Genomic DNA, 25,528 nt, shown 5'->3' with positions numbered 1-25,528 from the left:
TCCCAGGATCACCCAGGAAACGCCCGTGAACGTCTCGAACACCATCCTTCTGTCCCCCGCCGACAATGTCGCCGTTGCCAATGGCCGCATCGAGATCGGCACCGCGCTGCCGGGTGGCGCGCGCGCCGTCGCCGTCATCGAGCCCGGCCACAAGGTGGCCATCAAACCGATTGCCACGGGTGAAGCCGTGGTCAAATACGCCCAGGCGATCGGCCGCGCCACACAGGACATCGCGCCTGGCGAGCATGTCCATTCGCACAATCTGGTTTTCGAGGCCGGCCGCCTGCCGGTGGTGCCGCCGAGCGAGGCCGAGCATGCGACGGAGGCCGACCGTGTCAGAACCTTCATGGGCTATCGCCGCGCCGACGGCCGCGCCGGCACGCGCAACTTCATCGGCATCATCGCCAGCGTCAATTGCTCGGCCACGGTCTGCCATTCGATCGCCGACACCGCCAACCGGACCCTGCTGCCGAAATATCCCGGCATTGACGGCTTCGTGCCAATCGTCCACGGCCAGGGCTGCGGCATGAGCGGCACCGGCGACGGCATGATGGTGCTGCATCGGACCTTGGCCGGCTATGCCCGCCACCCGAATTTCGGCGGCGTGCTTATGGTCGGGCTCGGCTGCGAGGTCAACCAGCTCACTCTCTACGGGCAGAAGGGTGCCGCCGCCGGCAAGCGTCATTTCAACATCCAGGATGCCGGCGGGTCGCGCAAATCCGTCGAAAAGGCGATGGGCGTGCTGGCCGAGATCGCCGAGGAGGTCGGCCAGCTGAAGCGAGAGCCGATCCCGGTCAGCGAGATCGTCGTCGGCCTGCAATGCGGCGGCTCCGACGGCATGTCGGGCATCACAGCCAATCCGGCACTGGGTGCGGCGGTCGACATCCTCGCCGGCGTCGGCGGCATCGGCATTCTCTCCGAGACGACCGAAATCTATGGCGCCGAACATCTGCTCGCCTATCGCGCGGCAACGCCGGAGATCGCCAAGAAGCTCGATGGCTATGTGAAATGGTGGGAAGATCATGTCGCCAAGCATGGCGCCTCGATCGACAACAACCCGTCGCCCGGCAACAAGCGCGGCGGTCTCACCACCATCCTTGAAAAGTCGCTCGGCGCCGTCGCCAAGGGTGGCCAAACCCCGCTCAACGGTGTGTTCGGCTATGCCGAGAAGGTCACCGGCAACGGGCTGGTGTTCATGGACACGCCCGGCTACGACCCGGTCTCGGCCACCGGACAGGTGGCTGGCGGCGCCAATGTCATCGTCTTCACCACCGGCCGCGGTTCCTGCTTCGGCTGCCGGCCGACACCGTCGATCAAGGTCGCCACCAACTCGACCATGTATCACCAGATGGAAGAGGACATGGATGTCAATTGCGGCGTCATCGCCTCGGGCGAAAAGACCATTGCCGGCATGGGCCGCGAGATCTTCGAGCTGATCGTCGAAACGGCTTCGGGCCGCAAGACCAAGAGCGAGGATTTCGGTTACGGCGACAACGAGTTCGTGCCCTGGCATCTCGGCGCGACACTCTAGGTTTCGACGCATATCTGGTAGACTTGCCGAGCCGCGCAACGGCCGGCCACGGGGAGGGTTTGCATGGAAAGACGCCGCATCGGCCAGACGGCACTGGAGGTCACCGAGGTCAGCTTCGGCGGCGCCGCGATCGGCGGCCTCTACCGGGCCTGTTCGCGCGAGGCAGCGATGGAAACGCTGCAAGGCGCCTGGGAGGCGGGCTTGCGCTATTTCGACACCGCGCCCTTCTACGGTTTCGGCCTGTCGGAACGGCGCTTCGGCGACTTCCTGCGCTACAAGCCGCGCGATTCCTACGTGCTGTCGACCAAGGTTGGACGCCTGTTACACCCGGTGCCTGAAGACAGGGTGCCCGACCACTCCTATGTCGATCCGCTGCCATTCGCGCTGGACTACGATTATTCCTATGACGGCATCATGCGGTCGGTCGACTTCAGCTACGCGCGCCTCGGGCTAAACAGGATAGACATCCTGTATGTGCACGACATCGGCGTCTACACGCATGGCGCCGAGAAGACCAAACTGCATTTTCGCCAGCTGATGGACGGCGGGCTCAAGGCGCTCGAGGAGTTGAAGCGGGACGGTACGATTGCCGCCTATGGGCTCGGCGTCAACGAAGTCCAGATCTGCCTCGACGTCATGCGCCGGGCGCCGCTCGACTGCATCCTGCTCGCCAGCCGGTACTCCTTGCTCGACCGCAGCGCGGAAGCCGAATTGCTGCCGCTGTGCCGGGCGCAACAGACGTCGCTGGTCATCGGCGGCGTTTTCAACTCCGGCATATTGGCGACCGGGCCGGTGCAAGGCGCGCATTTCGACTACCAGCCCGCCAACCGCGATATGCTCGACCGGGTCGACGCCATGGAGAAGATCGCAGGCGAAGGCGGCTACCCGCTGCCGGCGGCCGCCTTCCAGTTTCCCTTGCACGAACCAGCCGTCGCCACCGTGCTGACCGGCACCGCAAAACTGGCGAACCTGACGCGCAACCTCGAACTGCTCGATATCGACGTGCCGGAGACGGAATATGCCAAGTATCGTCCCTACACTGTGACGCAGGAACTGCCTTGAGGACCATACCCTCGCGATATGCACAATCGCGGTCGGCTTCACAATGCCGCGATCCTATGAAAAGAATGAACATTCCATATTGACTGAGGTATGGAATTAATATTCCATACCTCTATAGAACGGACGGAAGCACCTGACCACGGCAAGGGAGGAACCACGCCAGCGGGTGAGTCATTGCCAGACCGTTTGGGATGACTGACTGGAAACACCGCTTGCATCAGCCGGACCGATGCACTATCAAAACAGAGCAACTGTTTTTTATTGATAAAGTTCTGTTTGGGCCACGCCTATCCGAACGGAGCTTCCGTAAACGTTCACCGGGCGACTTAGGGAGGATCCTATGAAATTCGTGACCAGCATTCTCAACCGCCGCGCCGTCATGGCCCTTGCGGCAGCCTCGATGCTCACCGCCGTCATGCACAGCGCACCGGTTTCGGCGGCTGACGTGACCATCCCGATCATCGTCAAGGACACCACGTCCTTCTACTGGCAGATCGTTTTGGCCGGCGCCCGCAAGGCCGGCAAGGATCTCGGCGTCAATGTGCCGGAACTCGGCGCCCAGGCTGAAACCGACGTCAACGGCCAGGTCTCGATCCTCGAGAACGCTGTCGCCAGCAACCCGGCCGCGATCGTGATCGCGCCTACCGAGTTCAAGGCGCTTGGCAAGCCGATCGATGAAGCGGCCGCCAAGGTCAAGGTCATCGGTATCGACTCCGGCGCCGACTCCAAGGCCTTCACCTCGTTCCTGACCACCGACAACGTGCAGGGCGGCCGCGTCGCCGCTGATGGCCTCGCAGCCGCCATCGGCGCCGCCAACGGCGGCAAGATCGAGGGCGACGTCGCCCTGATCACCAACGCGCCCGGCGCCGGCTCGCTCGAACAGCGCAAGCAGGGCTTCACCGAACAGCTCAAGGCAAAGTATCCGGGCCTGAAGCTGGTCGCCGACAAATATGCCGACGGCCAAGCCACCACCGGCCTCAACATCGCCACCGATCTGATCACCGCCAATCCGAACCTCAAGGGCATCTTCGCCTCCAACCTGATCATGGCGCAGGGCGTCGGTCAGGCCGTCGCCGAGAACAACCTTGGCGGCAAGCTGGCGCTGGTCGGCTTCGACAGCGACGAGAAGCTGATCAAGTTCCTCAACGACGGCGTCATTTCCGCCCTCGTCGTCCAGGACCCCTACCGGATGGGCTATGACGGCATCAAGACCGCGCTCGCCGCCTCCAAGGGCGAGAAGGTCGAGGCCAATGTCGACACCGGCGCCAACCTGGTGACCAAGGACAATATGAAGGACCCCAAGATCGACGCCCTGCTCAACCCGAAGCTGAAGTAAGGGCAGGCAAGATCGCAATCGTTTCCGGGGCCTCCTCGCCCCGGAAACATCCCGCAGCGGCTTGGGAATCGGCGGGCTCGAACTAATCTGATTTCAACGAGTGGAGAGCCGCATCGCCGCCCGCCACTCGCAAGACCAGTCTGGGAGGATTGTCATGACGCCGACGGCGCAGGAACTGCATCCGGCCCCCGTTCTGGAACCCGGCAGGACCATCCTCGAACTGCGCGGGCTGGAAAAACGCTATCCCGGCACCCATGCGCTGAAGCCGGTCAATCTTGCCTTCAGATCAGGCGAAATCCACGCCATCGTCGGCGAGAATGGCGCCGGCAAATCGACCCTCATCAAGCTCCTGACCGGCGTCATGCCGCGCACCTCTGGCGAGGTCTTCTGGGAAGGGCAGCCGGCAGCCCTGGCGACGCCGCATGAAGCGATGGCGCTCGGCATCAATGCCGTGCATCAGGAAGTCGTGCTGTGCCGTCATTTGACCGTCGCCGCCAACATGTTCCTAGGCGAGGAGAATTCGCGTTTCGGCATCCTGCAGCAACGCGCCATGGTCAGGGAAGCGCAGAAGATCATCGACGATCTCGGCTTCGACCTGCCGGCGCATGTCGTGCTGGGTGACCTCACCATAGGCCAGCAGCAATTGATCGCCGCCGCCCGCGCCACGGTGCGCGGCACCAAGTTCCTGATCTTCGACGAACCCACGGCCTATCTCACCCGCAAGGAGGCCGACCAGCTCTTCACGCTCATCCGCCGTCTGAAGGGCGAAGGTGTGACGATCATCTACATCAGCCACCGCATGGAAGAGGTGTTCGAACTCGCCGACCGCGTTTCCGTGCTGCGCGACGGCACGCTGGTCGGCACCAGAAACATCGCCGAGACCAACGACGCCGAACTGGTCAAGATGATGATCAACCGCTCGATCGAGCAGGTCTACCACAAGGAGCATTTCACGCCGGGCGCTCCGATCGTCGAAACAAGGAACCTGTCGGGCAAGGGCTTCGAGAACATCTCGATGACGGTGCGTGCCGGCGAGATCGTCGGCCTCTATGGGCTGATCGGCGCCGGGCGCAGCGAGTTCGTCACCTCGCTCTATGGACGTCACAAAAAGTCGGCCGGCCAGATCCTGTGGGAAGGCAAGCAAGTCCAGATCAACTCCGAGCATGACGCGATCAAGCTCGGCATGGCGCTGGCGCCGGAAAGCCGCCGCGACCAGGGTCTTTGCCTCAATTTGCCGGTTGGCCTCAACCTCAATTTGCCGATCTACAAGCGCATCTCCAGCAATCTGTTGATCTCGAACGCGAAAGAGAAGGCCGAGGCCGACCGCCAGATCGCTGGCCTGAGAATCAAGACGCCGACGCGCGGCGCGCTGGCGTCGAGCCTTTCGGGCGGAAACCAGCAGAAGATCGTCATCGGCAAATGGCTGGCCCATGGCGCCAAGCTGTTCATCTTCGACGAACCGACGGTCGGCGTCGATGTCGGCACCAAGGCCGAGATCTATCGCCTGTTCGGCGAGCTGTTGTCCAAGGGTGCCGGCATCATCCTGATCTCGTCCTATTTGCCGGAGGTCTACGAGCTGGCCGACACGCTGCATGTGTTCCGGCGCGGCAAGCTGGTCGCCACGCACGGGTTCAACACCGCCAGTCACGAGGACATTCTCACGCAGGCGCTCGCCGAGAAACAAGAAAAACTGGGAGGACAGACATGAGCATCGAGGCGATCCCCGCCGAAAAACCGAAGCGCAACTACAACGTCCTGTTCGGGCTGACGCTGCTGGCGCTGCTGGTGCTGCTCTGGATCGTCCTGTCGCTGGCGACGCCAAGCTTCGCCTCCGGCAACAACATCGCCAATCTTCTGCGGCAGGGCTCGATGATCGCCATCATGGCGGTCGGCCAGACCTTCGTCATCATCACTGGCGGCATCGATCTTTCCGTTGGCGCGGTGGTCGGTTTCGCCACCGTCGTCGTCGCCCTGCTGATCAATGCCGGCGTACCGATCGCGCTCGCCATCCTGATCACCTTGCTGGTCGGTGTCGCAATCGGCCTTTTCCACGGCTTCGGGATCGTCAAGATGGGCCTGCCGCCCTTCATCATCACACTGGCGACGCTGACCTCGCTGCGCGGCATCGGCCTTCTGATGACCAACGGCAACTCGATCAACATCAACAGCGACAGCTTCACCGCCTTCTCGCGCAATTCCTTTATCGGCATCCCCAATCTGTTCTGGATGGTGATCCTGGTCGGCGTGCCCGCCTATGTCTTCCTGCATCACAGCCGCTGGGGCCGGTACCTGTTCTCGGTCGGCTCCAATGCCGAGGCCTCGCGCCTGTCGGGCGTCAATGTCCAGCGCACCATCTACATGGCCTACACGCTGTCCGGCCTGTGCGCGGCTTTCGTCGGCGTGCTCTTGGCCGCCCGCATCGGCATCGGCAACCCGACCCAGGCCGAGGGCTGGGAACTGCAGGCGATCGCCTCCTCCGTCATTGGTGGTACCTCGCTCTTCGGTGCGGTCGGCTCGGTGCACGGGCCGCTGCTCGGCGCCTTCATCCTTGCCACCATCAACAACGGCGCCAACCTGCTCAACGTCAACTCGTTCTGGCAGCGCATCATCACTGGCGCCCTGATCATCATCATCGTCTACTTCGACGGACTGCGCCGCCGCGGCAAGTAACGCGTTCCAATCGATCGCCGGCCTGACGCGGGCCGGCGATTTCGCGAACAGACTGGATCAAAGCATGAAAGCCGTCGTCTGCCGCTCGCCCGGCGACCTTGTTGTCGAAGACCACCCTGCTCCCGGCGCGCCGCCTCCCGGCTGGGCGCTGGTGGCGGTCAGCCATGTCGGCATCTGCGGCACCGACTACCACATCTTCGAGGGCAAGCACCCGTTCCTCGCCTACCCCCGCATCATGGGCCATGAAGTATCAGGCACCGTGATCGGGACAGGCGAAGGCGTCGGCCTCGACATTGGCGAGCCGGTGATCATCAACCCCTATCTTTCCTGCGGCAAATGCATCGCCTGCCGGCACGGAAAACCCAATTGCTGTGTGCGCATCGAAGTGCTCGGCGTCCACCGCGACGGCGCCATGTGCGAGCAGATCCTGGTGCCGGCACAAAACCTCTATCCCACCAATGGCCTGTCGCTGGCCGACGCCGCCGCCGTCGAATTCCTGGCCATCGGCGCACATGCCGTGCGCCGCGCACGTTCCGAGCCCGGCGCACGCACGCTGGTCATCGGCGCCGGCCCAATTGGGCTTGGCACCGCCATCTTCGCCCGCATTGCCGGGCTTGACGTGACACTTCTCGACATGAGCACCGAAAGGCTGGGCTTCGCGGCAAGCGAGCTCGGCTTCTCGATCCTTGACGGCTCACAGGCACCCGTGTCCGATCTGGTGCGTGATGCGACATCAGGCGAAGGTTTCGACGTGGTCTTCGACGCCACCGGCAACACCTCCTCGGTGCAATCGGCCTTCGCTCATGTCGCGCATGGCGGCACGCTGGTGCTCGTCAGCGTCGTCAAGGACGAGATCGTCTTTTCCGACCCCGAGTTCCACAAGCGCGAGATGACGCTGGTTGGCAGCCGCAACGCCTTGCGCGCCGATTTCGACCACGTCGCCACCTCGATCCGCGACGGCGCCGTGCCGCTGGCCAAGCTCGTCACCCACCGCACCACGCTCGAAGGAACGCCAAGGGATCTCGCACGCTGGGCGCACGAAAAGTCGGGCCTGATCAAGGCCGTGATCGAGATCGGATAGCCAGGGCGTTACAGTGCCGACAACTTCAGCTCCACTCGCTCCGCGGGAAAACGCGACTCCGAGAACTGGATCGGCTGGCCGTCGGGTGTGACGTTGACCGCCACGGTGACCAGCACGATGGCGCCCGGCTGCAGGTCGAGATCGGCGAGATCGGCGGCGTCCGCATGGCGGGCCGACAGCACGGTCGATTGCCTGAGATAATCGTCGACACCGAAACGGGCGAGCGAAGCGGTGATCGACCCGGTTTGCGCCATCGCCTTGTCGATGCCGGCGAAGCGCCTGGCCTCGAACCAGGCGGCAGCGCGCGACACCGGCCGGCCGTCGGCCTCGCCGCGTGTCTCCAGCCGGATCACCTCGCTGCCACGGGCCAGACCGAGGCCCTCGGCGACGCGCGGGCTGGCCGGCTCAATCGATGAGGCAAGCAACACGATGTGGCGCTCCGACGTCTGACCCTGCAGGCCCGCCGAGAAGCGCGTGCGCGCGCCGATCGGGTAGGACAGCCGCTTGCGCGACAAGACGAAAGTGCCACGCCCCTGCTCGGCCCGCAGCACGCCCTCCTGCACGAGGGCGGATATGGCGCTGCGCACCGTGTGACGGTTGACGCCATAACGTTCCGCCAGTGCGACCTCGGGCGGCAGCGCGGCGTTCTCGGCGAAATCGCCAGTGGCGATCGCTTGCAGGATCCTGTCGGCGATCTGGCGCCACAGCGAGACGCCGCTGCGCCGCTCGATGCTGTCGGCCACATCATGTCCGGTCATGTTTTTGCCCCCCGGCCAATCCTGTCACGCACCCGTCATGGACTCGCGCTAGGTAATATGTATAATTTGTATAGTTGTCTATATCAATAGACAAATTTGGCAACGAGGAAATCAGTCGATGCGAGGACAGGAAGCCCGCGACCAGGCCGAGCGCAAGGCTGCCATGGCCACCTTGGCGCAATCCAGCGGCGACGACATCGTGCGGCTCTGGAACGAGGCCGGCCTGCCATCGCAAGCCGAGATGCTGCGCGGCCCCGAGACCGGCCTGGTCACGCTGCGTGGCCGCATCGGCGGCGGCGGCGCGCCCTTCAATGTCGGCGAAGCGACCGTCACTCGCGCCACGGTCCGGCTGCCGTCAGGACAGGTCGGCCATTGCTACGCGCTTGGCCGCGACAAGCAGAAGGCGAAGCTCGCGGCCATCGCCGACGCGCTCTGGCAGGACCCTGCCCGCCGCGCCGAGGTCGAGACCAGGCTCATCGCGCCCTTACGCTCGGCTCTGACCGTTGCCCGCGAAAAACGCCGCGCCGAGACGGCGGCGACGAAAGTGGATTTCTTCACCATGGTTCGCGGAGAAGATTGATGGATATCGCAGCGCAATCGATCGAGGGCGGTTTCGCCGATCCGGTCTTCAACGCACAGACCGTGTTTCGGGCCGTCATGGACGCCATGGCGCGGCCGGGCAGCGTTCAGGCCTTACCGGGCCTGGCCCGCCCGCCGGCGCCGCTGTCGGCGACATCAGGCGCCATTGCCCTGGCGCTGTGCGACAATGACACGCCGCTCTGGCTCGACCCGGCCCTGCACGCCTCCGCCGCGATCGGCTCCTGGCTTGGTTTCCACACCGGCGCACCGCTGGCCAACACACCGGCCGACGCGCATTTCGCATTTGTCGCCAACCCGGCCGAGATGATGGCGCTGGACGGTTTTTCACAAGGCACGCAGGATTATCCCGATCGATCGACGACGCTGATCCTGCAGGTCGGCGACCTCACTTCGGGGACCCCGCTCTTGCTGGCAGGTCCCGGCATCGAAACCAGCGCCACGATCGCGCCGGCGCGGATGCCGCGCCATTTCGTCGAGCAGTGGAAGCAAAACAACCAGCGCTTTCCACGCGGCGTCGACATCGTCCTCGCCACACCGGACGGCATCGCTTGCCTGCCGCGCACGACGCGCATCAAGACGATGGAGGCTTGACCATGTATGTCGCGGTGAAAGGTGGCGAAGCCGCCATTGCCAACGCTCACAGCCTGCTTGCCGACCGCCGGCGCGGCGACCGCTCCGTGCCAGCACTTCGCCTCGACCAGATCGTCGAACAGCTGGCGCTCGGCGTCGACCGTGTGATGAGCGAAGGCTCGCTCTACGACCGTGAACTGGCGGCACTCGCCATCGTTCAGGCGCGCGGCGATATGATCGAAGCGATTTTCCTGGTGCGTGCCTATCGCACCACGTTGCCGCGCTTCGGTTACACCAGACCGATCGACACCAGCGCGATGCTGGTCGAACGGCGTGTCTCGGCGACTTACAAGGACCTGCCTGGCGGCCAGCTGCTCGGTCCGACCTTCGATTACACGCACCGCCTGCTCGACCCCGAGCTGGCCGCCGGCGCCGATGTCGCCGAACCGTTGCAGCGCGCCGGCGAGGCCGAGCCCATGCCGCGTGTCTCGGCCATCCTTGCCCGCGAAGGCCTGATCGAGCCCGATGGCGACATGCCTGGCGATCACATTCCCGGAGACATCACCCGCGAGCCGCTGGAATTCCCGATGGCGCGCGACATCCGCCTGCAGGCACTGTCGCGCGGCGATGAGGGTTTTCTGCTGGCGCTCGGCTATTCCACGCAGCGCGGCTACGCCCGCAATCATCCCTTTGTTGGTGAAATCCGCATAGGCGAGGTGGAGCTTGAGCTTGACGTTCCCGAGCTGCCTTTCGCGGTGCCGCTCGGCACGGTGCGGGTCACCGAATGCCAGATGGTCAACCAGTTCAAGGGCTCGGCCAAGGCGCCACCACAATTCACCCGTGGCTACGGCCTCGTCTTCGGCCAGAGCGAACGCAAGGCGATGGCCATGGCGCTCTGCGACCGGGCGCTACGCGCCTCCGAGCTCGGCGAGGACATCGTCGCCGCCGCCCAGGATGAGGAGTTCGTCATCTCCCATTCCGACAACGTCCAGGCGACCGGCTTTGTCGAGCATCTGAAGCTGCCGCACTATGTCGATTTCCAGGCCGAACTCGACCTCGTGCGCCGCATGCGCGCCGAATACGAGGCCCGCGAAAATCCAGCAAAGACCGAAGAAAAACGGGAAGCGGCGGAATGATCCACGGCCTGTCCCACATGACCTTCATCGTGCGCGACCTCGACCGGATGAGCACTATCCTCAAAGGCGTCTTCGACGCCCGCCAGGTCTATGCCAGCGATGCCGCGCAGTTTTCGCTGTCGCGCGAAAAATTCTTCCTGATCGGCGACATCTGGATCGCCATCATGGAAGGCGAGACGCTGCCGGAACGCACCTACAATCACGTGGCCTTCAAGATCGATGACGCCGATTTCGACGACTACGCCGAGCGCGTCGGCAAGCTGGGCCTAGACATGCGACCGCCGCGTCCGCGCGTCGAGGGTGAAGGCCGCTCGATCTATTTCTACGACGACGACAACCACATGTTCGAACTGCACACCGGTACGCTCGACGAGCGGCTGAAGCGCTATGCCAAAGGACTGGAGGTCGCACCATGACCGACATCGCCACCTACAACTTCGCCTATCTCGACGAGCAGACCAAAAGGATGATCCGTCGCGCGATCCTCAAGGGCATCGCCATTCCGGGCTATCAGGTGCCGTTCGCTTCCCGCGAGATGCCGATGCCCTATGGCTGGGGCACTGGCGGCGTCCAGGTCACCGCTTCGATCATCGGTCCCGACGATGTGCTGAAGGTCATCGACCAGGGCGCCGACGACACCACCAACGCCGTCTCGATCCGTGCCTTCTTCAAGAAGGTCGCCAATGTCGCTGTCACGACCGACACGGCCAGCGCCACCATCATCCAGACCCGCCACCGTATCCCTGAGCATCCGCTGACGGCAGGCCAGGTGCTGGTCTACCAGGTGCCGATCCCGGAGCCGCTGCGCTTCCTCGAGCCGCGCGAGACCGAAACGCGCAAGATGCATGCGCTGGAGGAATACGGCCTCATGCATGTCAAGCTCTATGAGGACATCGCCAAGCACGGCCGCATCGCCACCACCTATGCCTATCCGGTGAAGGTCGAGGGTCGTTATGTGATGGACCCGTCGCCGACGCCGAAATTCGACAATCCCAAGATGCACCGCTCGCCCGCCTTGCAGTTGTTCGGCGCCGGTCGCGAAAAGCGCATCTACGCCGTGCCGCCCTTCACCGATGTCGTCAGCCTGGACTTCGAGGATCATCCGTTCGAGGTCCAGACCTTCGACCAGCCCTGTGCGCTGTGCGCGGCCGAGAATGTCTATCTCGACGAGGTCATCCTCGACGACCATGGCGGCCACATGTTCGTCTGCTCCGACACCGACCACTGCGAGAAGCGGCGTGAAGAGGGCCATCGCGGCCATCTTGCCCCCGAGATGATGGAGCCGGCACAATGACCGAGGAACCGCTGCTGCGCGTCTCGGCGCTCTCTAAATTCTACGGCTCGCGCGTCGGCTGCGACAACGTCTCCTTCGACCTGTGGCCGGGCGAGGTCCTGGCTGTCGTCGGTGAATCCGGTTCCGGCAAGACCACGCTGCTCAACTGCCTGTCGACGCGGCTGCTGCCCTCCTCCGGCACCGCCAGCTACCGTATGCGTGATGGCCAGTTCCGCGAGCTCTACCGCATGAGCGAGGCCGAGCGCCGCTTCCTGATGCGCACCGACTGGGGTTTTGTCCATCAGAACCCGGCTGATGGCCTGCGCATGACGGTGTCGGCCGGCGCCAATGTCGGCGAGCGTCTGATGGCGGTCGGCGACCGCCATTACGGCAAGATCCGCGCCACCGCGGTCGACTGGCTGTCGCGCGTCGAGATCGAGCAGGACCGCATCGACGACGAACCGCGCGCCTTTTCCGGCGGCATGCGCCAGCGCCTGCAGATCGCCCGCAACCTCGTCACCGGTCCACGGCTGGTGTTCATGGATGAACCGACCGGCGGTCTCGACGTCTCGGTGCAGGCGCGCCTGCTCGACCTCTTGCGCGGACTGGTCACCGATCTTGGCCTTGCCGCGATCGTCGTCACCCACGACCTCGCGGTGGCCCGGCTTTTGTCGCAACGCATGATGGTGATGAAGGATGGCCGCGTCGTCGAAAGCGGCCTCACGGACCGCGTTCTAGACGATCCGCGCGCGCCCTACACGCAACTGCTCGTCTCTTCCATTCTGCAGGTGTAACGATGCCGACCCCTCTCGTTGTTTCCGACGTCGCGAAAAGCTTCACCATGCATCTGCGCGACGGCATCAAACTGCCTGTCGTCTCCGGCGTCTCCTTCTCCATCAAGGCGGGCGAATGCACCGTGCTCGGCGGCCCCTCCGGTGCCGGCAAGAGTTCGATCCTGAAAATGCTCTACGGCAACTACGCCGTCGACGAAGGCCAGATCATCGTCACGCACGAAGACGGGCTGATCGACCTGGCCCACGCCAGTCCCCGCACCGTGCTTGCCATACGTCGGCAAACGATCGGCTATGTCAGCCAGTTCCTGCGCACCGTGCCGCGCGTCTCGGCGCTCGACGTGGTCGCCGAACCGCTGGTCGAGCGCGGCGAGGAGCGCGAGACGGCAAGAGGCAAGGCACGGACCTTGCTGGCCCAGCTCAACCTGCCGGAAAAGCTTTGGATGCTGCCGCCGGCAACCTTCTCAGGCGGCGAACAGCAGCGCGTCAACATCGCGCGCGGCTTCATCACCGAGCATCCGATCCTGCTGCTCGACGAGCCGACCGCATCGCTCGACGCCACCAACCGCGACGTGGTGATCGAACTCATCGCCGCCAAGAAGACGGCGGGCGTCGCCCTGCTCGGCATCTTCCACGACCATGATGTGCGCGAGGCGGTGGCCGACCGCATCATCGACGTCACCGCCTTCGCCCCGGGAAAACTCGCCGCATGACCAGGAAACTGTCGGAGACGCCGCTTGTCCACCCCACGGCGGAGGTGCACAACTCAACGCTCGGCCGCTGGACCGAGATCGCCGACCGCAGCCGGGTCTCGGAAAGCGAACTCGGCGACTATTCCTACATGATGCAAGACTGCGCCGTCTGGTGCGCGACGATCGGCAAGTTCGCCAACATCGCGGCAAGCGTGCGCCTCAACGCCACCAATCATCCGACCTGGCGGCCGACGCTGCACCACTTCACCTATCGCGCGTCGGACTATTGGGACGACGCCGAGCATGAGAGCGAATTCTTCGCTGAGCGTCGCGCCAAACGCGTCACCATCGGCCACGACACGTGGCTCGGCCACGGCTCGACCGTCCTGCCCGGCGTCACCGTCGGCAATGGCGCGGCGGTTGGCGCCGGGGCGGTGGTGTCGAAGGATGTCGCGCCCTACACGATCGTCGCCGGCGTGCCGGCCAAACCGATCCGCGAGCGTTTCGACCGCCGCACCGCCGAGCGCTACCAGGCGCTTGCCTGGTGGGACTGGGATCATGCCAGGCTGCGCGCTAGCCTCGAGGATTTCCGGGAATTGACCGCCGAGGCGTTTTTGGAGAAATACGAGGGAAGCGCGTCGGGCAAAGAGGCATAGCCCTCACATCATCGTCATATCGCCGGCCTGTTCATATCCCTGACACAGGACTCGTACAGGACGCCATCTCCCCAAGGAGATCGCCATGCTCGACACCGTCAGACCCTCGCTCACCGGATTCTTTGCCGGCTCCAATCCGACGCCGCCAGCGCATCTCGGCACGCGCTACGACGCGTCGGGCAATTTTCTCCTGGAACCCGGCAACACCGTCGTCAGCCATCTGGTCAGCGGCTCGCCCTCGGAAGCCGTGGTGCTCGCTGTCCGCGATCGGATGATGGCCATGCCGGACGTCGACCGCCTTGCCTTCACGCCGATCTCCAGCCTGCACATGACGCTGTTCCAAGGCATCATCGAATATCGCCGCCGGCTCCCCTATTGGCCGTCCGACGTGCCGCTCGACACCAGCATCGACGCCATGACCCGCCTCTACCTCGAACGCCTGAAAGGCTTCCAGGGCGCCGGGCCGTTCAACATCAAGGTGGTCGAGATCGTGCCGACCGGCCTCACTGTTGCCGGCGCGACCGACGAGGACGTGCGCATCATGCGTGAATGGCGTGACGCGCTCGCGGTGCCGTTCGGCTACCGGCACCCCGACCATGACGCTTACGTCTTCCACATCACCTTCGCCTACCAGATCCAGCGTCTCGCCGACGACAGGGCTGCTGCCTGGCGCGCGCTTTTCGACGAGTGTCTGGCGCTTTTCGGCCGGGAGGCCCCGGTGATCGAGATCAAGCCGCCTGCCTTCTGCGCATTCCGCGACATGAAGCATTTCGAGGAATTGCTGATGCTCGGCTGATCGCCAGCAGGACCCGGCCGTCGTATCTGTGGAGCGTAACAAAACTGACATGCTGGCGACATGGCAGGTTCATGTGGCTGCGTTAGGCGAGTGCCTGACGATCAATATGGACCGGACTGGAACCAGCCCATGTCAGCAAGCTCTGCCACGCTCGAAATCCGCGGTGTCAGCCGACGATTTGGCAAGAACACCGCCGTCAGCGACGTCAGCATCTCGATCCCGCAGGGGCAGATGGTCGGCGTCATTGGTCGTTCGGGTGCCGGCAAATCAACTCTTCTTCGCATGATCAACCGTCTTGTCGACCCCAGCCAGGGGTCGATTTTTTTTGACGGCGCCGAGGTTTCGCAATTGCGCGGCTCGCCGCTGCGGCGCTGGCAGCGCGACTGCGCCATGATCTTCCAGCAGTTCAACCTGGTGCCGCGCCTCGACGTCCTGACCAATGTGCTGCTTGGCAAGCTGAACCACCGTTCCACCCTGTCCAACCTTCTGGGCATGTTTTCGCGCGTCGAGTGCGCTGAAGCGGTCGCCGCGCTCGAGCGGCTCGACATCGCCCGTACCGCTCTTCAGCCCGCCGGCACATTGTCGGGCGGACAGCAGCAACGCGTCGCCATCGCGCGTGCCATGATGCAGCAGCCCAAGGTGATCCTCGCCGACGAGCCGATCGCCTCGCTCGACCCGCTCAACGCCAAGGTGGTGATGGATTCGCTGCAGGACATCAATCTGCGCGAAGGCATCACCGTCGTCACCAATCTGCACACGCTCGATACCGCCCGCACCTATTGCAACCGCATCATCGGCATGGCCGCCGGCAAGGTCGTCTTCGACGGGCCGCCGGAGGAACTCGACCGCGAAGCCGTGCGTCTCGTCTATGGCGCCGACAGCAATGGTGGCGAGATATCCGAGGTCATCACCTCCACCAGCGTTGCCTTCAAGCAGAAGATCGCCGCATCCGCCGGACCGCTCGAACCCGCATACCCGGGGTACTGAGCCCATTACGGGCCAATGGCGAGCAGCCTGGATCGTCCGCCCGCGTCAAGGGCACTTGTCAAGATCAAGAACGCTGCCGGCGCGGGGCCGGAACTTACAGGAGAGACATCAATGTTCAGGAAGATGGTTTTCGGCGCCGTTTCGGTGCTCGCCATGGCCACCAGCATGGCCCACGCCGCCGACATGAAGGAATTTCGCGTCGGCATTCTCGGCGGTGAAAACGAAACCGACCGGCTGCGCAACTACCAGTGCCTGGCCGACCACCTGAAGACCGAATTCGGCTTCGAGAAGGTTTCGCTGTTCCCCGCCGCCGACTATGACGGCGTCATCCAGGGCCTGCTCGGCGGCACGCTCGACTTCGCCGAACTCGGCGCTTCCGGCTATGCCAGCGTTGTCCTGAAGGACCCGAAAGCCGTCACCCCGATCCTCACCACCAAGCAGACCGATGGCGCCACCGGCTACTATTCGATCGGCCTGGCGCTGAAGACCTCGGGCATCACCGACATCAAGTCGGCCAAGGGCAAGAAGCTCGGCTACGCCGATCCGGATTCGACCTCCGGCTACCTGATCCCGCTGACCCAGATTCCGAAGGAGACGGGCGCTTCGAACGAAACCTTCTTCGCTTCGACCCAGTTCAACGGCGGCCATGAGAACAACATCCTGGCCGTGCGTGACGGCAAGGTCGACGTCGCCGTCGACGATTCCTCGGGCATCGGCGACTTCAAGAACGGCTTCACCTCCGGCACCTTCCACAAGGTTGTCGCCAAGGGCGCCGTCGACCCGAACGACTTCGTCGAAGTCTGGCGCTCGGGCCTGATCCCGAACGGCCCGCTGGTCGTGCGCACCGCGCTCGGCGACGACATGACCGCCAAGCTCACCGCCTTCTTCACCGACCTGCCCAAGAAGGACAAGGCTTGCTTCGAAGGCGTCGAAGGCGGCGATTTTACCGGCTATGTTCCGGTGAAGCCGGACTTCTACAACGTCATCGTCGAAGCCCGTAAGGCAGCCATCGGCGGCTAACGGCGAAATCGAAAAGGGCGGCACCTCGGGTGCCGCCCTTTTTGCATCTCCGATCATGACCCTTTCCGTGACAGCCCCTTCCGGCGCCACCCACCAGATGGCCGATGCCTGGCGACGCCAGACGTCGCTGCGCCGGTTCTATACAGTGCTTGGCGTCGGCCTGCTGCTTGCCGCCATGTTCGCCAGCATGTGGTTCGCCGACGAAGCCAATGCCGGGCACTTCTTCGACCGGCTGCCGCATATTCTGGATTTCCTGAGCTGGCTCATTCCCAAGGACTGGAACGACGTCTGGCGCGCCCTGTTCGACATGGCCTCGCCGCATGATACCGGCACCCAGGAATTCAACTTCCCGCTCGGCCGCGTCTATGTCTGGGGCGGCTTCTACATCCCCGAATATTTCGAGCTGATGATCACCACCGTGAACATGGCGTTGGTCTCGACCTTCATCGGCTTCATTTTCGCGGTGCCCTTTTCCTTCATCGCGGCGCGCAATCTGACGCCGCATCCGGCACTGAGGCAGATCGTCAAGCGCTTCATGGAATTGCTGCGCGCCTTTCCGGAAATCGTCATCGCCGGCCTGTTCGCGGCCATCGTCTCGACCGGTCCGATCGCCGCCATCATCGCCATCGGCCTGCATTCGATCGGCGCGCTGGGCAAGCTGTTCTATGAGATCAACGAGAACATCGACATGCGGGCCGAGGAAGGCCTGCGCGCGGTCGGTGCCAACTGGTTCGAGCGGGTTCGTTTTGCCGGCCTGCCGCAGGTTCTGCCCAATTTCATGTCGTACACGCTGCTGCGCGTCGAGATCAACGTCCGTGTCTCGACCATCATCGGCGCCGTCGGCGGCGGCGGCATCGGCGAGGAGCTGAAGCTCTCCATCTCGCGCGGCTTCGGCGCCAAGACGCTGGCGCTGGTGCTGCTCCTGTTCACGACCATCTTCATCATCGACCAGTTCTCCGCCTGGCTGCGCCGCAAGCTTGTCGGTGAGCAAGCCTTTATGATGGGGGCGTAGATCATGGCGACCATGACCGCCGAACAGATGCTGCCGATCGAGGAGCGCTACCCGCAGATATTCCGGCGGCCGCTGTACAAACGCTTCACGCCGCTGCTCCTGTTTGCCGGCATTCTGCTCTACCTCATCTATGTCCTGTGGTTCTTCAGCCTGCCGCAGGTGCTACGGGATTCGCACTGGGAACGTTTGCCGCTCTTCCTGACGCAATGGATCAGCTACGACCTGCAGCCGGAATTCCGCCTCGACCAGCCTGAGATCACACCGAAATACCCGCGCTTCTCGGCATTGGGCGAGAACCCTGATCCCGACTGGGTGATCAAGAACGCGAATGGCACCTACACCATCCTGATCGATGGGCCGGCCAAGTCCGTCACCTTCGACAAAACCCAGGCGACCATCGTCGCCAACGGCCAGACAATTCCTGTCGCTCTGACTGGCGGCAAGCCGGTGGTATCAGGCTCGGTGCCGGACTGGGTCACCGTGCATGACGACGAAATCGTTGCCAAGATGGGCTTCGTCGGCGAGGTGCGCGTCACCGTCGACCGCGTCAAGGTGCGCAAGCGCTTCCTGGGCTGGGCGAATTTCGTCTTCGACACGCGCTCGCCCTTCTTCGGCAAGCCCGCGAGCGAGGTGATCTCGCTGATCATATCCGGGCCCGAATTGAAGCCGGGCACGTCGAACCTCGCGCTGGCCGGCGACAACATCTGGAACAACGCCCAATGGCAGCATGGCGATGTCTGGACGAAGCTCTTGCAGACCATCGTCATGGCGTTCCTCGGCACGTTGCTCGGGGGCATCGTCGCCTTCCCGCTTGCCTTCTTCGCCGCGCGCAACATCACGCCGAGCGGTGTGCTGAGCCAGGTGCTCAAGCGCTTCTTCGACTTCATGCGCTCGGTTGACATGCTGATCTGGGCCCTGTTCTTCACCCGCGCCTTCGGCCCCGGTCCATTGGCCGGCAGTGCCGCGATCTTCTTCACCGAGATCGGCACCCTCGGCAAAGTCTATTCGGAAGGTCTGGAGAACATCGACGACAAGCCGCGTGAAGGCATCACGTCGACCGGCGCCAATGGCCTTCTGGTGCAACGTTATGGTGTGATGCCCGAAGTGATCCCGGTCTTCATCAGCCAGACGCTCTACCAGTGGGAATCCAACACCCGCGGCGCCACCATCATCGGCGCCGTCGGCGCCGGCGGCATCGGCCTGAAACTGTGGGAAGCCATGCGCACCAACTCCAATTGGGCCAACGTATTCTACATGGTGCTGTTGATCCTGCTCGTCGTCTTCATTTTCGACAACATATCCAACTTCCTGCGCCGCCGGTTGAGCCGGACGATCCACGACTACAACAGGATTCAGGCCGAGCGGGGGTAGCTTTATGACGCATAAGCGCAAGGCATCGTCTCGCCCGGCGCTAAAGGGTCGACCCCCAACTCCGTCGAGCTTCGCTCGACACCTCTCTCCCGATCGACGGGGGAGAGGAAAGGCGCCAAGCTGTCTAAGGCGGCGCCCATCCTCCTTAGACCGAGACTTTCTTCCTCACCCGAGCCACCAGGCTCCCTTTCCTCTCCCTCCGGAGGGGGGAGAGGTGGCTCGGCGAAGCCGAGACGGAGTGGGGGAACCACCTGGCAACCGCGAACGCATTAAAATGGACCAGGCGCAGGGCGCCTAAGCCGCCTTCTTCCACCCGCTCCGGATATGCTTATACCCCTCGCGATAAACCGCTTCCGGACTCTCCGAAAAATCGCGCCAAACCTTGGTCGCCGCCGCCAGATCCTTCAGCGAACGCCCGAACGCCTCGATGGTCAGCCAGTCGTCATAGCCGCTCTTGCGAATGGCGGAAAAGGTCTCTTTCCACGGAATGTTGCCGCGCCCCGGCACGCCGCGATCGTTCTCCGATATGTGGATATGCACGACATTGCGGCGATGCTTCGTATAGGCGCCGATCGGGTCGGTCTCCTCGATATTGGCGTGGAAGGTGTCGTACATCGCCTTGATGTGCGGCCGATCGATGGCGTCGATATGTTCCGACAAGTCGGCCATGGTGTTGAGCAGATAGCATTCGAAGCGGTTCAGGGCCTCGAGCCCGATGGTGACACCCCGTTTGCCGGCATGGTCGCCGATGGCGCGCTGCGAGGCGACCGAGCGCTTCTTTTCGGCGGCAGTCGGCCCGGATCCGGAAAAGGCGCCGAGCGTCGAATGCAGCGGACCGCTCAATGTCCGCGCACCAAGCGCATCGGCGCAATCGATGGCCCATTTCATATAGTCAATACCGGCCTTGCGCGTTGCCGCGTCGGCCGAGATCAGGTTCATCGCCGGATCGCCCATGGCTGACACCGCCGTCCGCTCCAGTCCGATACGGTCGAGCAGTTCGCCGAGCTTTCTGTAGTCGTCCGGCATGCCGGCGAAGATCGGGATTTCGACACCGTCAAAACCGGTTGCCTTGATGTCGCGAAGCAGCGGCTCATGCCTCTTCGACACCGCGGTCGTCCACAAGAACATGCACATGCCGATTTTCATCGACACCCTCCCCCTCATTTGATGGCGCGTACTGGCTGTCCCGTCGCTTCGCGCAAACTCCCCCTCATCCGGCCGCTTCGCGGCCACCTTCTCCCCGAGGGGAGAAGAGACTTAGCGTCGGCGCCACCTCCTCCTCTCCCTTGGGGGAGAGGTCGGATTGCCCCGAATTGCCCTTTGCAATTCGGTCGGCAATCCGGGTGAGGGGGCCTTCTTTACCCACCGCGCGGCTAAAGCTTCGTCCACGCCCCATTCTTCTTCGACGACTTCACGCAGGCTTCAATGAAGGCCATGCCCTCGACACCATCCTCGATGGTCGGGAAGACGACATCTTTTGCCGGCTTGCCACCCTTCTTGCGCGCCGCGCGGATCGCCCGCGCCGCCTCCTGATAGATGTTGGCGAAGCCTTCGAGATAGCCCTCGGGATGACCCGACGGTACGCGGCTGACGCGGCCCGCCACCGGCAGGGCGCCAGCGCCGTTGCGGGTGATCAACTGCTTGGGCTGGCCGAAAGGCGTGTACCAGAGATAGTTGGGATCGGCCTGCACCCATTCCAGCCCGCCCTTCGAACCGTAGATGCGCAGCTTCAGGCCGTTCTCATGACCCGGCGCCACCTGGCTCGCCCAGATCATGCCCTTGGCCGGATGCGTTTTTCCCGTCGGCTTGAAACGCAACATGACATTGACGTTGTCGTCGAGCAGCCGACCCGGGACGAAAGCATCGAGATCGGCCGAGAGCGAATCGAGCTCGAGCCCGGAAACGAAGCGAGCGAGATTGTAGGCATGGGTGCCGATGTCGCCCAGCGCACCGCCGGCGCCCGCCTGCTTGGGGTCGCCGCGCCACGACGCCTGCTTCTGGCCGGTGGCGGCGAGGTCCTCGGTCAGCCAGTCCTGCGGATATTCCGACTGCACGATGCGGATGTCGCCAAGCACGCCCTTAGCCACCATCTCGCGCGCCTGCCGCACCATCGGATAGGCGGTATAATTGTGGGTGAGCACGAACACCTTGCCGGTCTTCTCGACGACCGCCGCGAGCTTCTTGGCTTCGGCCAGCGTCGTCGCCAGCGGCTTGTCGCAGATCACATGGATGCCTGCCTCCAGGAAGGCCTTGGCCGCCGGCACGTGGACATTGTTCGGCGTGACGATGGCCACCGCCTCGATGCCATCCGGGCGCTTCGCCTCGGCCTTGGCCATTTCGGCGTAGGACGCGTAGCTGCGCGAGGGATCGAGCCCGAGTTCGGCTGCCGAGGCTTTCGCACGGGCCGGGTCGGACGACAGGGCGCCCGCAACCAGCACGAAATCATTGTCCAGGCGTGCCGCGATCCGGTGCACCGCGCCGATGAAGGCGCCTTGCCCGCCGCCGACCATGCCGTAGCGGATCGGGCCGCCTCCCGTTTCCGACTTCGATGCGCCTACCATGTTTTTCTCCCTCGTATGAAATACCCCTCCCCAAGGGGGAGCGAAATCGGTGTCAGATTCCCATCATGGCGCGCAGCAGCTTCTTGTCCGTCGTGCCGGCGGCAAAGTCGTCGAATGCCTTCTCGGTCACCCGGATGATGTGGTGCTGGATGAAGGGCGCCCCTTCGGCGGCACCATCCTCAGGATGTTTCAGGCAGCACTCCCACTCCAGCACCGCCCAGGAATCGTAATTGTACTGCGTCAGCTTGGAGAAGATGCCGCCGAAATCCACTTGCCCGTCGCCGAGCGAACGGAAGCGGCCGGCGCGGTTCGTCCAGCTCTGGTAACCGGAGTACACGCCCTGCCGGCCGGTCGGATTGAACTCGGCATCCTTGACGTGGAACGCCTTGATCCGCTCGTGATAGATATCGATGAATTCGAGATAGTCGAGCTGCTGCAGCAGGAAGTGCGAAGGGTCGTAATTGATGTTGCAGCGCTTGTGTCCGCCGACAGCGTCGAGGAACATCTCGAAGGTCGCCCCATCGAACACGTCCTCTGAAGGATGGATTTCGTAGCCGACATCGACACCATTGTCCTCATAGACATCCAGGATCGGCTTCCAGCGTTTGCCAAGTTCGCCAAAGGCTTCCTCGATCAGTCCGGCGGGCCGCTGCGGGAAGGGATAGAGGTAAGGGAAAGCCAGCGAGCCGGTGAACGATACCGAGACATCGAGCCCCAGATTGCGCGATGCCTTGGCGCCGAATTTCATCTGTTCGACAGCCCATTCCTGCCGCGCCTTCGGATTGTTGTGCACCGATGGCGGCGCGAAGCCATCCATCTGCGCGTCATAGGCCGGATGCACCGCCACCAACTGCCCCTGCAGATGCGTCGACAATTCGGTGATCTCGACCCCGGCGTCAGTGCAGATGCCCTTCACCTCATCGCAATAGGCCTTGGAAGACGCCGCCTTCTTGAGGTCGAACAGGCGCGCGTCCCAGGTCGGGATCTGCACGCCCTTGTAGCCGAGACCGGCGGCCCATTTGGTGATCGACGCCAGCGAATTGAACGGTGCGGCATCGCCCGCGAACTGTGCCAGAAACAGTCCAGGGCCCTTCATTGTCGTCGGCATCGGCATCCTCCTCGTTTATCGCGACCAAGCATAGCGCCTGATGGAAGCAGGGCCAGTCACTTTGGTCTTATCGCGTCGGACGCTCCGCCGACGCCGCCATTCTGGTATGACCAAATTAGGCAATCTGGTCAAGCCTCGGAATGCACTGAAAAGGCGCTCCGCGAGGGCGAAATAACGGCATATATCGCAATGTAATCAACAAACTAATCCGCCTTGAAAGTTGCGGAGCCTCGGTTGTTGCCGTCTCGAAGAATTTGCTGTAGACCTCAATTCAGGCCCAATTGGTCTAACCAGTTTGCAAGAAATGGCTGGGGATGCGTTGGGGAGGAACCCTTGCGTCGTCTTTCGGCGATGCATGTCGAAGGCAAACCATACGGACGAATCCGGGAAGGACAGACCATGCATCTTTCGACGCACAACTGGATGCGCGCGGAACCGCTTGAGACGACGCTGAAGCGCATCAAGAAATTCGGCTATGAGTCGATCGAGATTTCCGGCGAGCCAGCGCAGTACAAGACCAAGGAGACGCGGGCGTTGCTGAAGGAGCATGGCATTCGCTGCTGGGGCGCGGTGACCTTGATGCTGGGTGAACGCAACCTCGCCGCCAGGGACCAGGGCCAGCGCGAGCGCTCCGTGCAATATGTCAAGGACGTGCTGACCATGGTCGGCGAGCTCGATGGCGAGATCATCACGCTCGTTCCGGCGACAGTCGGCAAGGTGGTCCCGGACGGCACCGAGGAAGAGGAATGGAAGTGGGTCGTCGACGCGACTCGCGAATGCTTCACTCATGCCAAGAAGGTCGGCGTCAAGATCGCCGTCGAACCGCTCAACCGCTTCGAGACCTATCTGTTCAACCGCGGTGCCCAGGCGCTGGCGCTGGCCGACGCGGTCAGCCCCGAATGCGGCGTCTGCCTCGATGCCTACCACATCCACATGGAGGAATTTAACGTCCATGACGCCATCCGGCAGGTCGGAAAGCGCCTGTTCGATTTCCATGTCGCCGACAACAACCGCTTCGCCGCCGGCCTTGGCCAGATCGACTGGCCCAGGATCGTCGCGACCTTGAAGGAAGTCGGCTATGACGGCGCGCTGACCAATGAGTTCGTCGCCCCGGTCGATCGTACGCCGGCGGCACCCTATCCCGACATGGTCGAGCGTCACCCGGTCGATATCTCGCCCGAGCAGCTGAAGTTCATCCAGGACCATGGCTCCAGCGTGCTCACCGAGAAATTCTACACCGACCAGATGCGCATCACCGCCGAAACGCTGCTGCCGCTGATCAAGTAGTCGATTGCCTCTGGGAAATTTGCCCTTCCGCCCGGCCGGCGGCAGGGTTGGGGAAAAACATGCGCATCAAGACCGTCCAAGCCTGGTGGGTCCGCGTCCCGATCGAAGCCGCGAAGCAGCATCGCAGCGACTTCGGCCAGGTGATGACCTTCGACGCCGCCATCCTGCGCATCGAAACCGATGACGGGCTGGTCGGCTGGGGCGAAGGCAAGAACGCCGCCGGCAGCGCCGGCAGCTACGGCGCCCTCGTCCACATGCTGAACCAAGAAGTCGGGCCGCAATTGATCGGCCGCGATCCGGCCGACATTGGCGTCATCTGGGAGATGCTCTACAACGGCGTGCGCCACGAGAGTGCCGCTTACGCGGGCCACGCCATGCCGCAGCTGGCGCGGCGCGGCATGAGCGTCGCCGCAATCAGCGCCGTCGACATCGCGCTTTGGGACATCCTGGGCAAGTCGCTGGGCCAGCCGGTCTGGCGGCTTCTCGGTGGCCGCAAGGTCGATCGTATGCAGGCCTATGCCTCCGGTGGCTGGGCATCGGCCGATGCCATTGGCGAGCAATTGAAATCCTACATCGCCAAGGGCGGCTTCAAGGCGTTGAAGATGCGGGTCGGCGCCATGGATGGCGCGGCGCACATTTCCGCCGCCCGCGTGCGCGCCGCGCGCCAGGCGCTCGGCCCCGATGTCGAGCTGATGGTCGATGCCCACGGCACCTATACGGTCGGCGAAGCCAAGCGCTTCATCCATCTCGTCGGCGATCTCGACCTCGCCTGGTTCGAGGAGCCCGTGATCGCCGACGACAAGCCAGGCATGGCCGAAGTGCGCGCCGCCGGCACCGTTCCGATCGCCACCGGCGAAAGCGAGGCGACGCGCTATGCCTTCCGCGACCTCGCCGTGCTCAAGGCGGCCGACATCTTCCAGCCGGACCCGGCCTTCTGCGGTGGCATCAGCGAGGCAATGAAGATCGGCACCATCGCCAGCGCCTTCAATTTGCGCTTCGCGCCGCATCTATGGGCCGGCGCGCCATGCTTCTTCGCCGGGCTGCATGTCTGTGCCGCGTCGCCTTCAAGTTTCACGGTCGAATATTCGCTCGGCGCCAATCCGATGATCCACGATCTGGTCGAAGAGACTGTCGAAGCCAGGGACGGTATGATAGCGATCCCGGAAAAGCCCGGATTGGGATTCACGGTTTCGGAGCGATTCCTGGAGGCGCACGCGCAACGCTGTTGAC

At 63.5% G+C, this 25,528-nt stretch carries 25 protein-coding genes; 21 read left to right on the top strand and 4 right to left on the bottom strand.

Annotated elements, in window-relative coordinates; all coding sequences use genetic code 11:
* Positions 1 to 25: 25 nt before the first annotated feature.
* The 6 genes from FJ948_RS10515 to FJ948_RS10490 all read left to right on the top strand — a co-directional run bounded on the left by FJ948_RS10515 (position 26) and on the right by FJ948_RS10490 (position 7,680).
* Entirely contained in the window at positions 26 to 1,531 is a 1,506-nt protein-coding gene (locus tag FJ948_RS10515; RefSeq protein ID WP_140704067.1) for an altronate dehydratase family protein, read from the top strand.
* A gap of 63 nt (positions 1,532 to 1,594) precedes the next feature.
* The gene (locus FJ948_RS10510) at positions 1,595 to 2,593 is read left to right on the top strand and encodes an aldo/keto reductase (RefSeq protein WP_140704065.1); all 999 of its coding nucleotides are present in this window, start codon (positions 1,595 to 1,597) and stop codon (positions 2,591 to 2,593) included.
* Positions 2,594 to 2,933: 340 nt separating this feature from the next.
* The gene (locus FJ948_RS10505; protein ID WP_140704063.1) at positions 2,934 to 3,929 is read left to right on the top strand and encodes an ABC transporter substrate-binding protein; all 996 of its coding nucleotides are present in this window, start codon (positions 2,934 to 2,936) and stop codon (positions 3,927 to 3,929) included.
* 154 nt (positions 3,930 to 4,083) lie between these two features.
* A complete protein-coding gene (locus FJ948_RS10500) occupies positions 4,084 to 5,637 on the top strand; it encodes a sugar ABC transporter ATP-binding protein (RefSeq protein ID WP_140704061.1) in 1,554 nt (517 codons plus the stop codon).
* Positions 5,634 to 6,599: an ABC transporter permease gene (locus FJ948_RS10495; protein WP_140704060.1), complete on the top strand. Its 966-nt coding sequence runs from the start codon at positions 5,634 to 5,636 to the stop codon at positions 6,597 to 6,599. The genes FJ948_RS10500 and FJ948_RS10495 overlap by 4 nt, the downstream gene beginning before the upstream one ends.
* Positions 6,600 to 6,663: 64 nt before the next feature.
* The gene (locus tag FJ948_RS10490) at positions 6,664 to 7,680 is read left to right on the top strand and encodes a zinc-binding alcohol dehydrogenase family protein (RefSeq protein WP_140704058.1); all 1,017 of its coding nucleotides are present in this window, start codon (positions 6,664 to 6,666) and stop codon (positions 7,678 to 7,680) included.
* Positions 7,681 to 7,688: 8 nt separating this feature from the next.
* Here the strand turns inward: FJ948_RS10490 and phnF are convergent, their stop codons facing one another.
* The gene (gene phnF, locus FJ948_RS10485; protein WP_140704056.1) at positions 7,689 to 8,438 is read right to left on the bottom strand and encodes a phosphonate metabolism transcriptional regulator PhnF; all 750 of its coding nucleotides are present in this window, start codon (positions 8,436 to 8,438) and stop codon (positions 7,689 to 7,691) included.
* A gap of 118 nt (positions 8,439 to 8,556) precedes the next feature.
* Between phnF and phnG the strand changes: the two genes are divergently transcribed.
* From phnG to phnE (FJ948_RS10420), 13 genes are all read left to right on the top strand, one after another.
* Entirely contained in the window at positions 8,557 to 9,018 is a 462-nt protein-coding gene (phnG, locus tag FJ948_RS10480) for a phosphonate C-P lyase system protein PhnG (RefSeq protein ID WP_140704054.1), read from the top strand.
* Positions 9,018 to 9,629, top strand: coding sequence for a phosphonate C-P lyase system protein PhnH (gene phnH / locus FJ948_RS10475; RefSeq protein ID WP_140704053.1), 612 nt, complete (start codon positions 9,018 to 9,020; stop codon positions 9,627 to 9,629). Before phnG ends, phnH begins: the two co-directional genes overlap by 1 nt.
* 2 nt (positions 9,630 to 9,631) lie before the next feature.
* Positions 9,632 to 10,744: a carbon-phosphorus lyase complex subunit PhnI gene (locus tag FJ948_RS10470; RefSeq protein ID WP_140705001.1), complete on the top strand. Its 1,113-nt coding sequence runs from the start codon at positions 9,632 to 9,634 to the stop codon at positions 10,742 to 10,744.
* Positions 10,741 to 11,160, top strand: a complete 420-nt coding sequence (fosX, locus tag FJ948_RS10465; RefSeq protein ID WP_140704052.1) for a FosX/FosE/FosI family fosfomycin resistance hydrolase — start codon at positions 10,741 to 10,743, stop codon at positions 11,158 to 11,160. Before FJ948_RS10470 ends, fosX begins: the two co-directional genes overlap by 4 nt.
* Positions 11,157 to 12,038: an alpha-D-ribose 1-methylphosphonate 5-phosphate C-P-lyase PhnJ gene (locus FJ948_RS10460; protein WP_140704051.1), complete on the top strand. Its 882-nt coding sequence runs from the start codon at positions 11,157 to 11,159 to the stop codon at positions 12,036 to 12,038. Before fosX ends, FJ948_RS10460 begins: the two co-directional genes overlap by 4 nt.
* Positions 12,035 to 12,811, top strand: a complete 777-nt coding sequence (gene phnK / locus FJ948_RS10455) for a phosphonate C-P lyase system protein PhnK (RefSeq protein ID WP_140704049.1) — start codon at positions 12,035 to 12,037, stop codon at positions 12,809 to 12,811. Before FJ948_RS10460 ends, phnK begins: the two co-directional genes overlap by 4 nt.
* Positions 12,812 to 12,813: 2 nt before the next feature.
* Positions 12,814 to 13,521, top strand: a complete 708-nt coding sequence (phnL, locus tag FJ948_RS10450; RefSeq protein ID WP_140704048.1) for a phosphonate C-P lyase system protein PhnL — start codon at positions 12,814 to 12,816, stop codon at positions 13,519 to 13,521.
* On the top strand, positions 13,518 to 14,156 hold the full coding sequence (locus tag FJ948_RS10445) for a DapH/DapD/GlmU-related protein (protein ID WP_140704046.1): 639 nt from the start codon (positions 13,518 to 13,520) through the stop codon (positions 14,154 to 14,156). Before phnL ends, FJ948_RS10445 begins: the two co-directional genes overlap by 4 nt.
* 85 nt (positions 14,157 to 14,241) lie before the next feature.
* Positions 14,242 to 14,952, top strand: coding sequence for a DUF1868 domain-containing protein (locus tag FJ948_RS10440; protein WP_140704044.1), 711 nt, complete (start codon positions 14,242 to 14,244; stop codon positions 14,950 to 14,952).
* 129 nt (positions 14,953 to 15,081) lie between these two features.
* Positions 15,082 to 15,939 (top strand): phosphonate ABC transporter ATP-binding protein, encoded by an 858-nt coding sequence (gene phnC, locus FJ948_RS10435; RefSeq protein WP_140704042.1) that lies wholly within the window; start codon positions 15,082 to 15,084, stop codon positions 15,937 to 15,939.
* 111 nt (positions 15,940 to 16,050) lie between these two features.
* A complete protein-coding gene (gene phnD, locus FJ948_RS10430) occupies positions 16,051 to 16,959 on the top strand; it encodes a phosphonate ABC transporter substrate-binding protein (protein WP_140704040.1) in 909 nt (302 codons plus the stop codon).
* Positions 16,960 to 17,014: 55 nt separating this feature from the next.
* Positions 17,015 to 17,971: a phosphonate ABC transporter, permease protein PhnE gene (gene phnE, locus FJ948_RS10425; protein ID WP_140704038.1), complete on the top strand. Its 957-nt coding sequence runs from the start codon at positions 17,015 to 17,017 to the stop codon at positions 17,969 to 17,971.
* Between the two features lie 3 nt (positions 17,972 to 17,974).
* Entirely contained in the window at positions 17,975 to 19,342 is a 1,368-nt protein-coding gene (gene phnE / locus FJ948_RS10420) for a phosphonate ABC transporter, permease protein PhnE (protein WP_140704036.1), read from the top strand.
* 294 nt (positions 19,343 to 19,636) lie between these two features.
* Here the strand turns inward: phnE (FJ948_RS10420) and FJ948_RS10415 are convergent, their stop codons facing one another.
* From FJ948_RS10415 to FJ948_RS10405, 3 genes are all read right to left on the bottom strand, one after another.
* A complete protein-coding gene (locus FJ948_RS10415) occupies positions 19,637 to 20,488 on the bottom strand; it encodes a sugar phosphate isomerase/epimerase (protein ID WP_140704035.1) in 852 nt (283 codons plus the stop codon).
* 227 nt (positions 20,489 to 20,715) lie between these two features.
* Positions 20,716 to 21,903: a Gfo/Idh/MocA family oxidoreductase gene (locus FJ948_RS10410; protein WP_140704032.1), complete on the bottom strand. Its 1,188-nt coding sequence runs from the start codon at positions 21,901 to 21,903 to the stop codon at positions 20,716 to 20,718.
* Positions 21,904 to 21,955: 52 nt separating this feature from the next.
* Positions 21,956 to 23,011: a sugar phosphate isomerase/epimerase gene (locus FJ948_RS10405; RefSeq protein ID WP_140704030.1), complete on the bottom strand. Its 1,056-nt coding sequence runs from the start codon at positions 23,009 to 23,011 to the stop codon at positions 21,956 to 21,958.
* 399 nt (positions 23,012 to 23,410) lie between these two features.
* Between FJ948_RS10405 and FJ948_RS10400 the strand changes: the two genes are divergently transcribed.
* Both FJ948_RS10400 and FJ948_RS10395 read left to right on the top strand, forming a co-directional pair.
* Positions 23,411 to 24,298 (top strand): sugar phosphate isomerase/epimerase, encoded by an 888-nt coding sequence (locus FJ948_RS10400; protein ID WP_015315643.1) that lies wholly within the window; start codon positions 23,411 to 23,413, stop codon positions 24,296 to 24,298.
* Between the two features lie 59 nt (positions 24,299 to 24,357).
* Positions 24,358 to 25,527: a mandelate racemase/muconate lactonizing enzyme family protein gene (locus FJ948_RS10395; RefSeq protein WP_140704028.1), complete on the top strand. Its 1,170-nt coding sequence runs from the start codon at positions 24,358 to 24,360 to the stop codon at positions 25,525 to 25,527.
* The last annotated feature ends 1 nt before the right edge of the window (position 25,528 follow it).

The sequence above is a fragment of the Mesorhizobium sp. B2-3-12 genome (assembly GCF_006442205.1).
Classification (GTDB): Bacteria; Pseudomonadota; Alphaproteobacteria; order Rhizobiales; family Rhizobiaceae; genus Mesorhizobium.
Note: the sequence above shows the minus strand (reverse complement) of the source record. Positions and strands in the feature narration are given on the sequence as shown.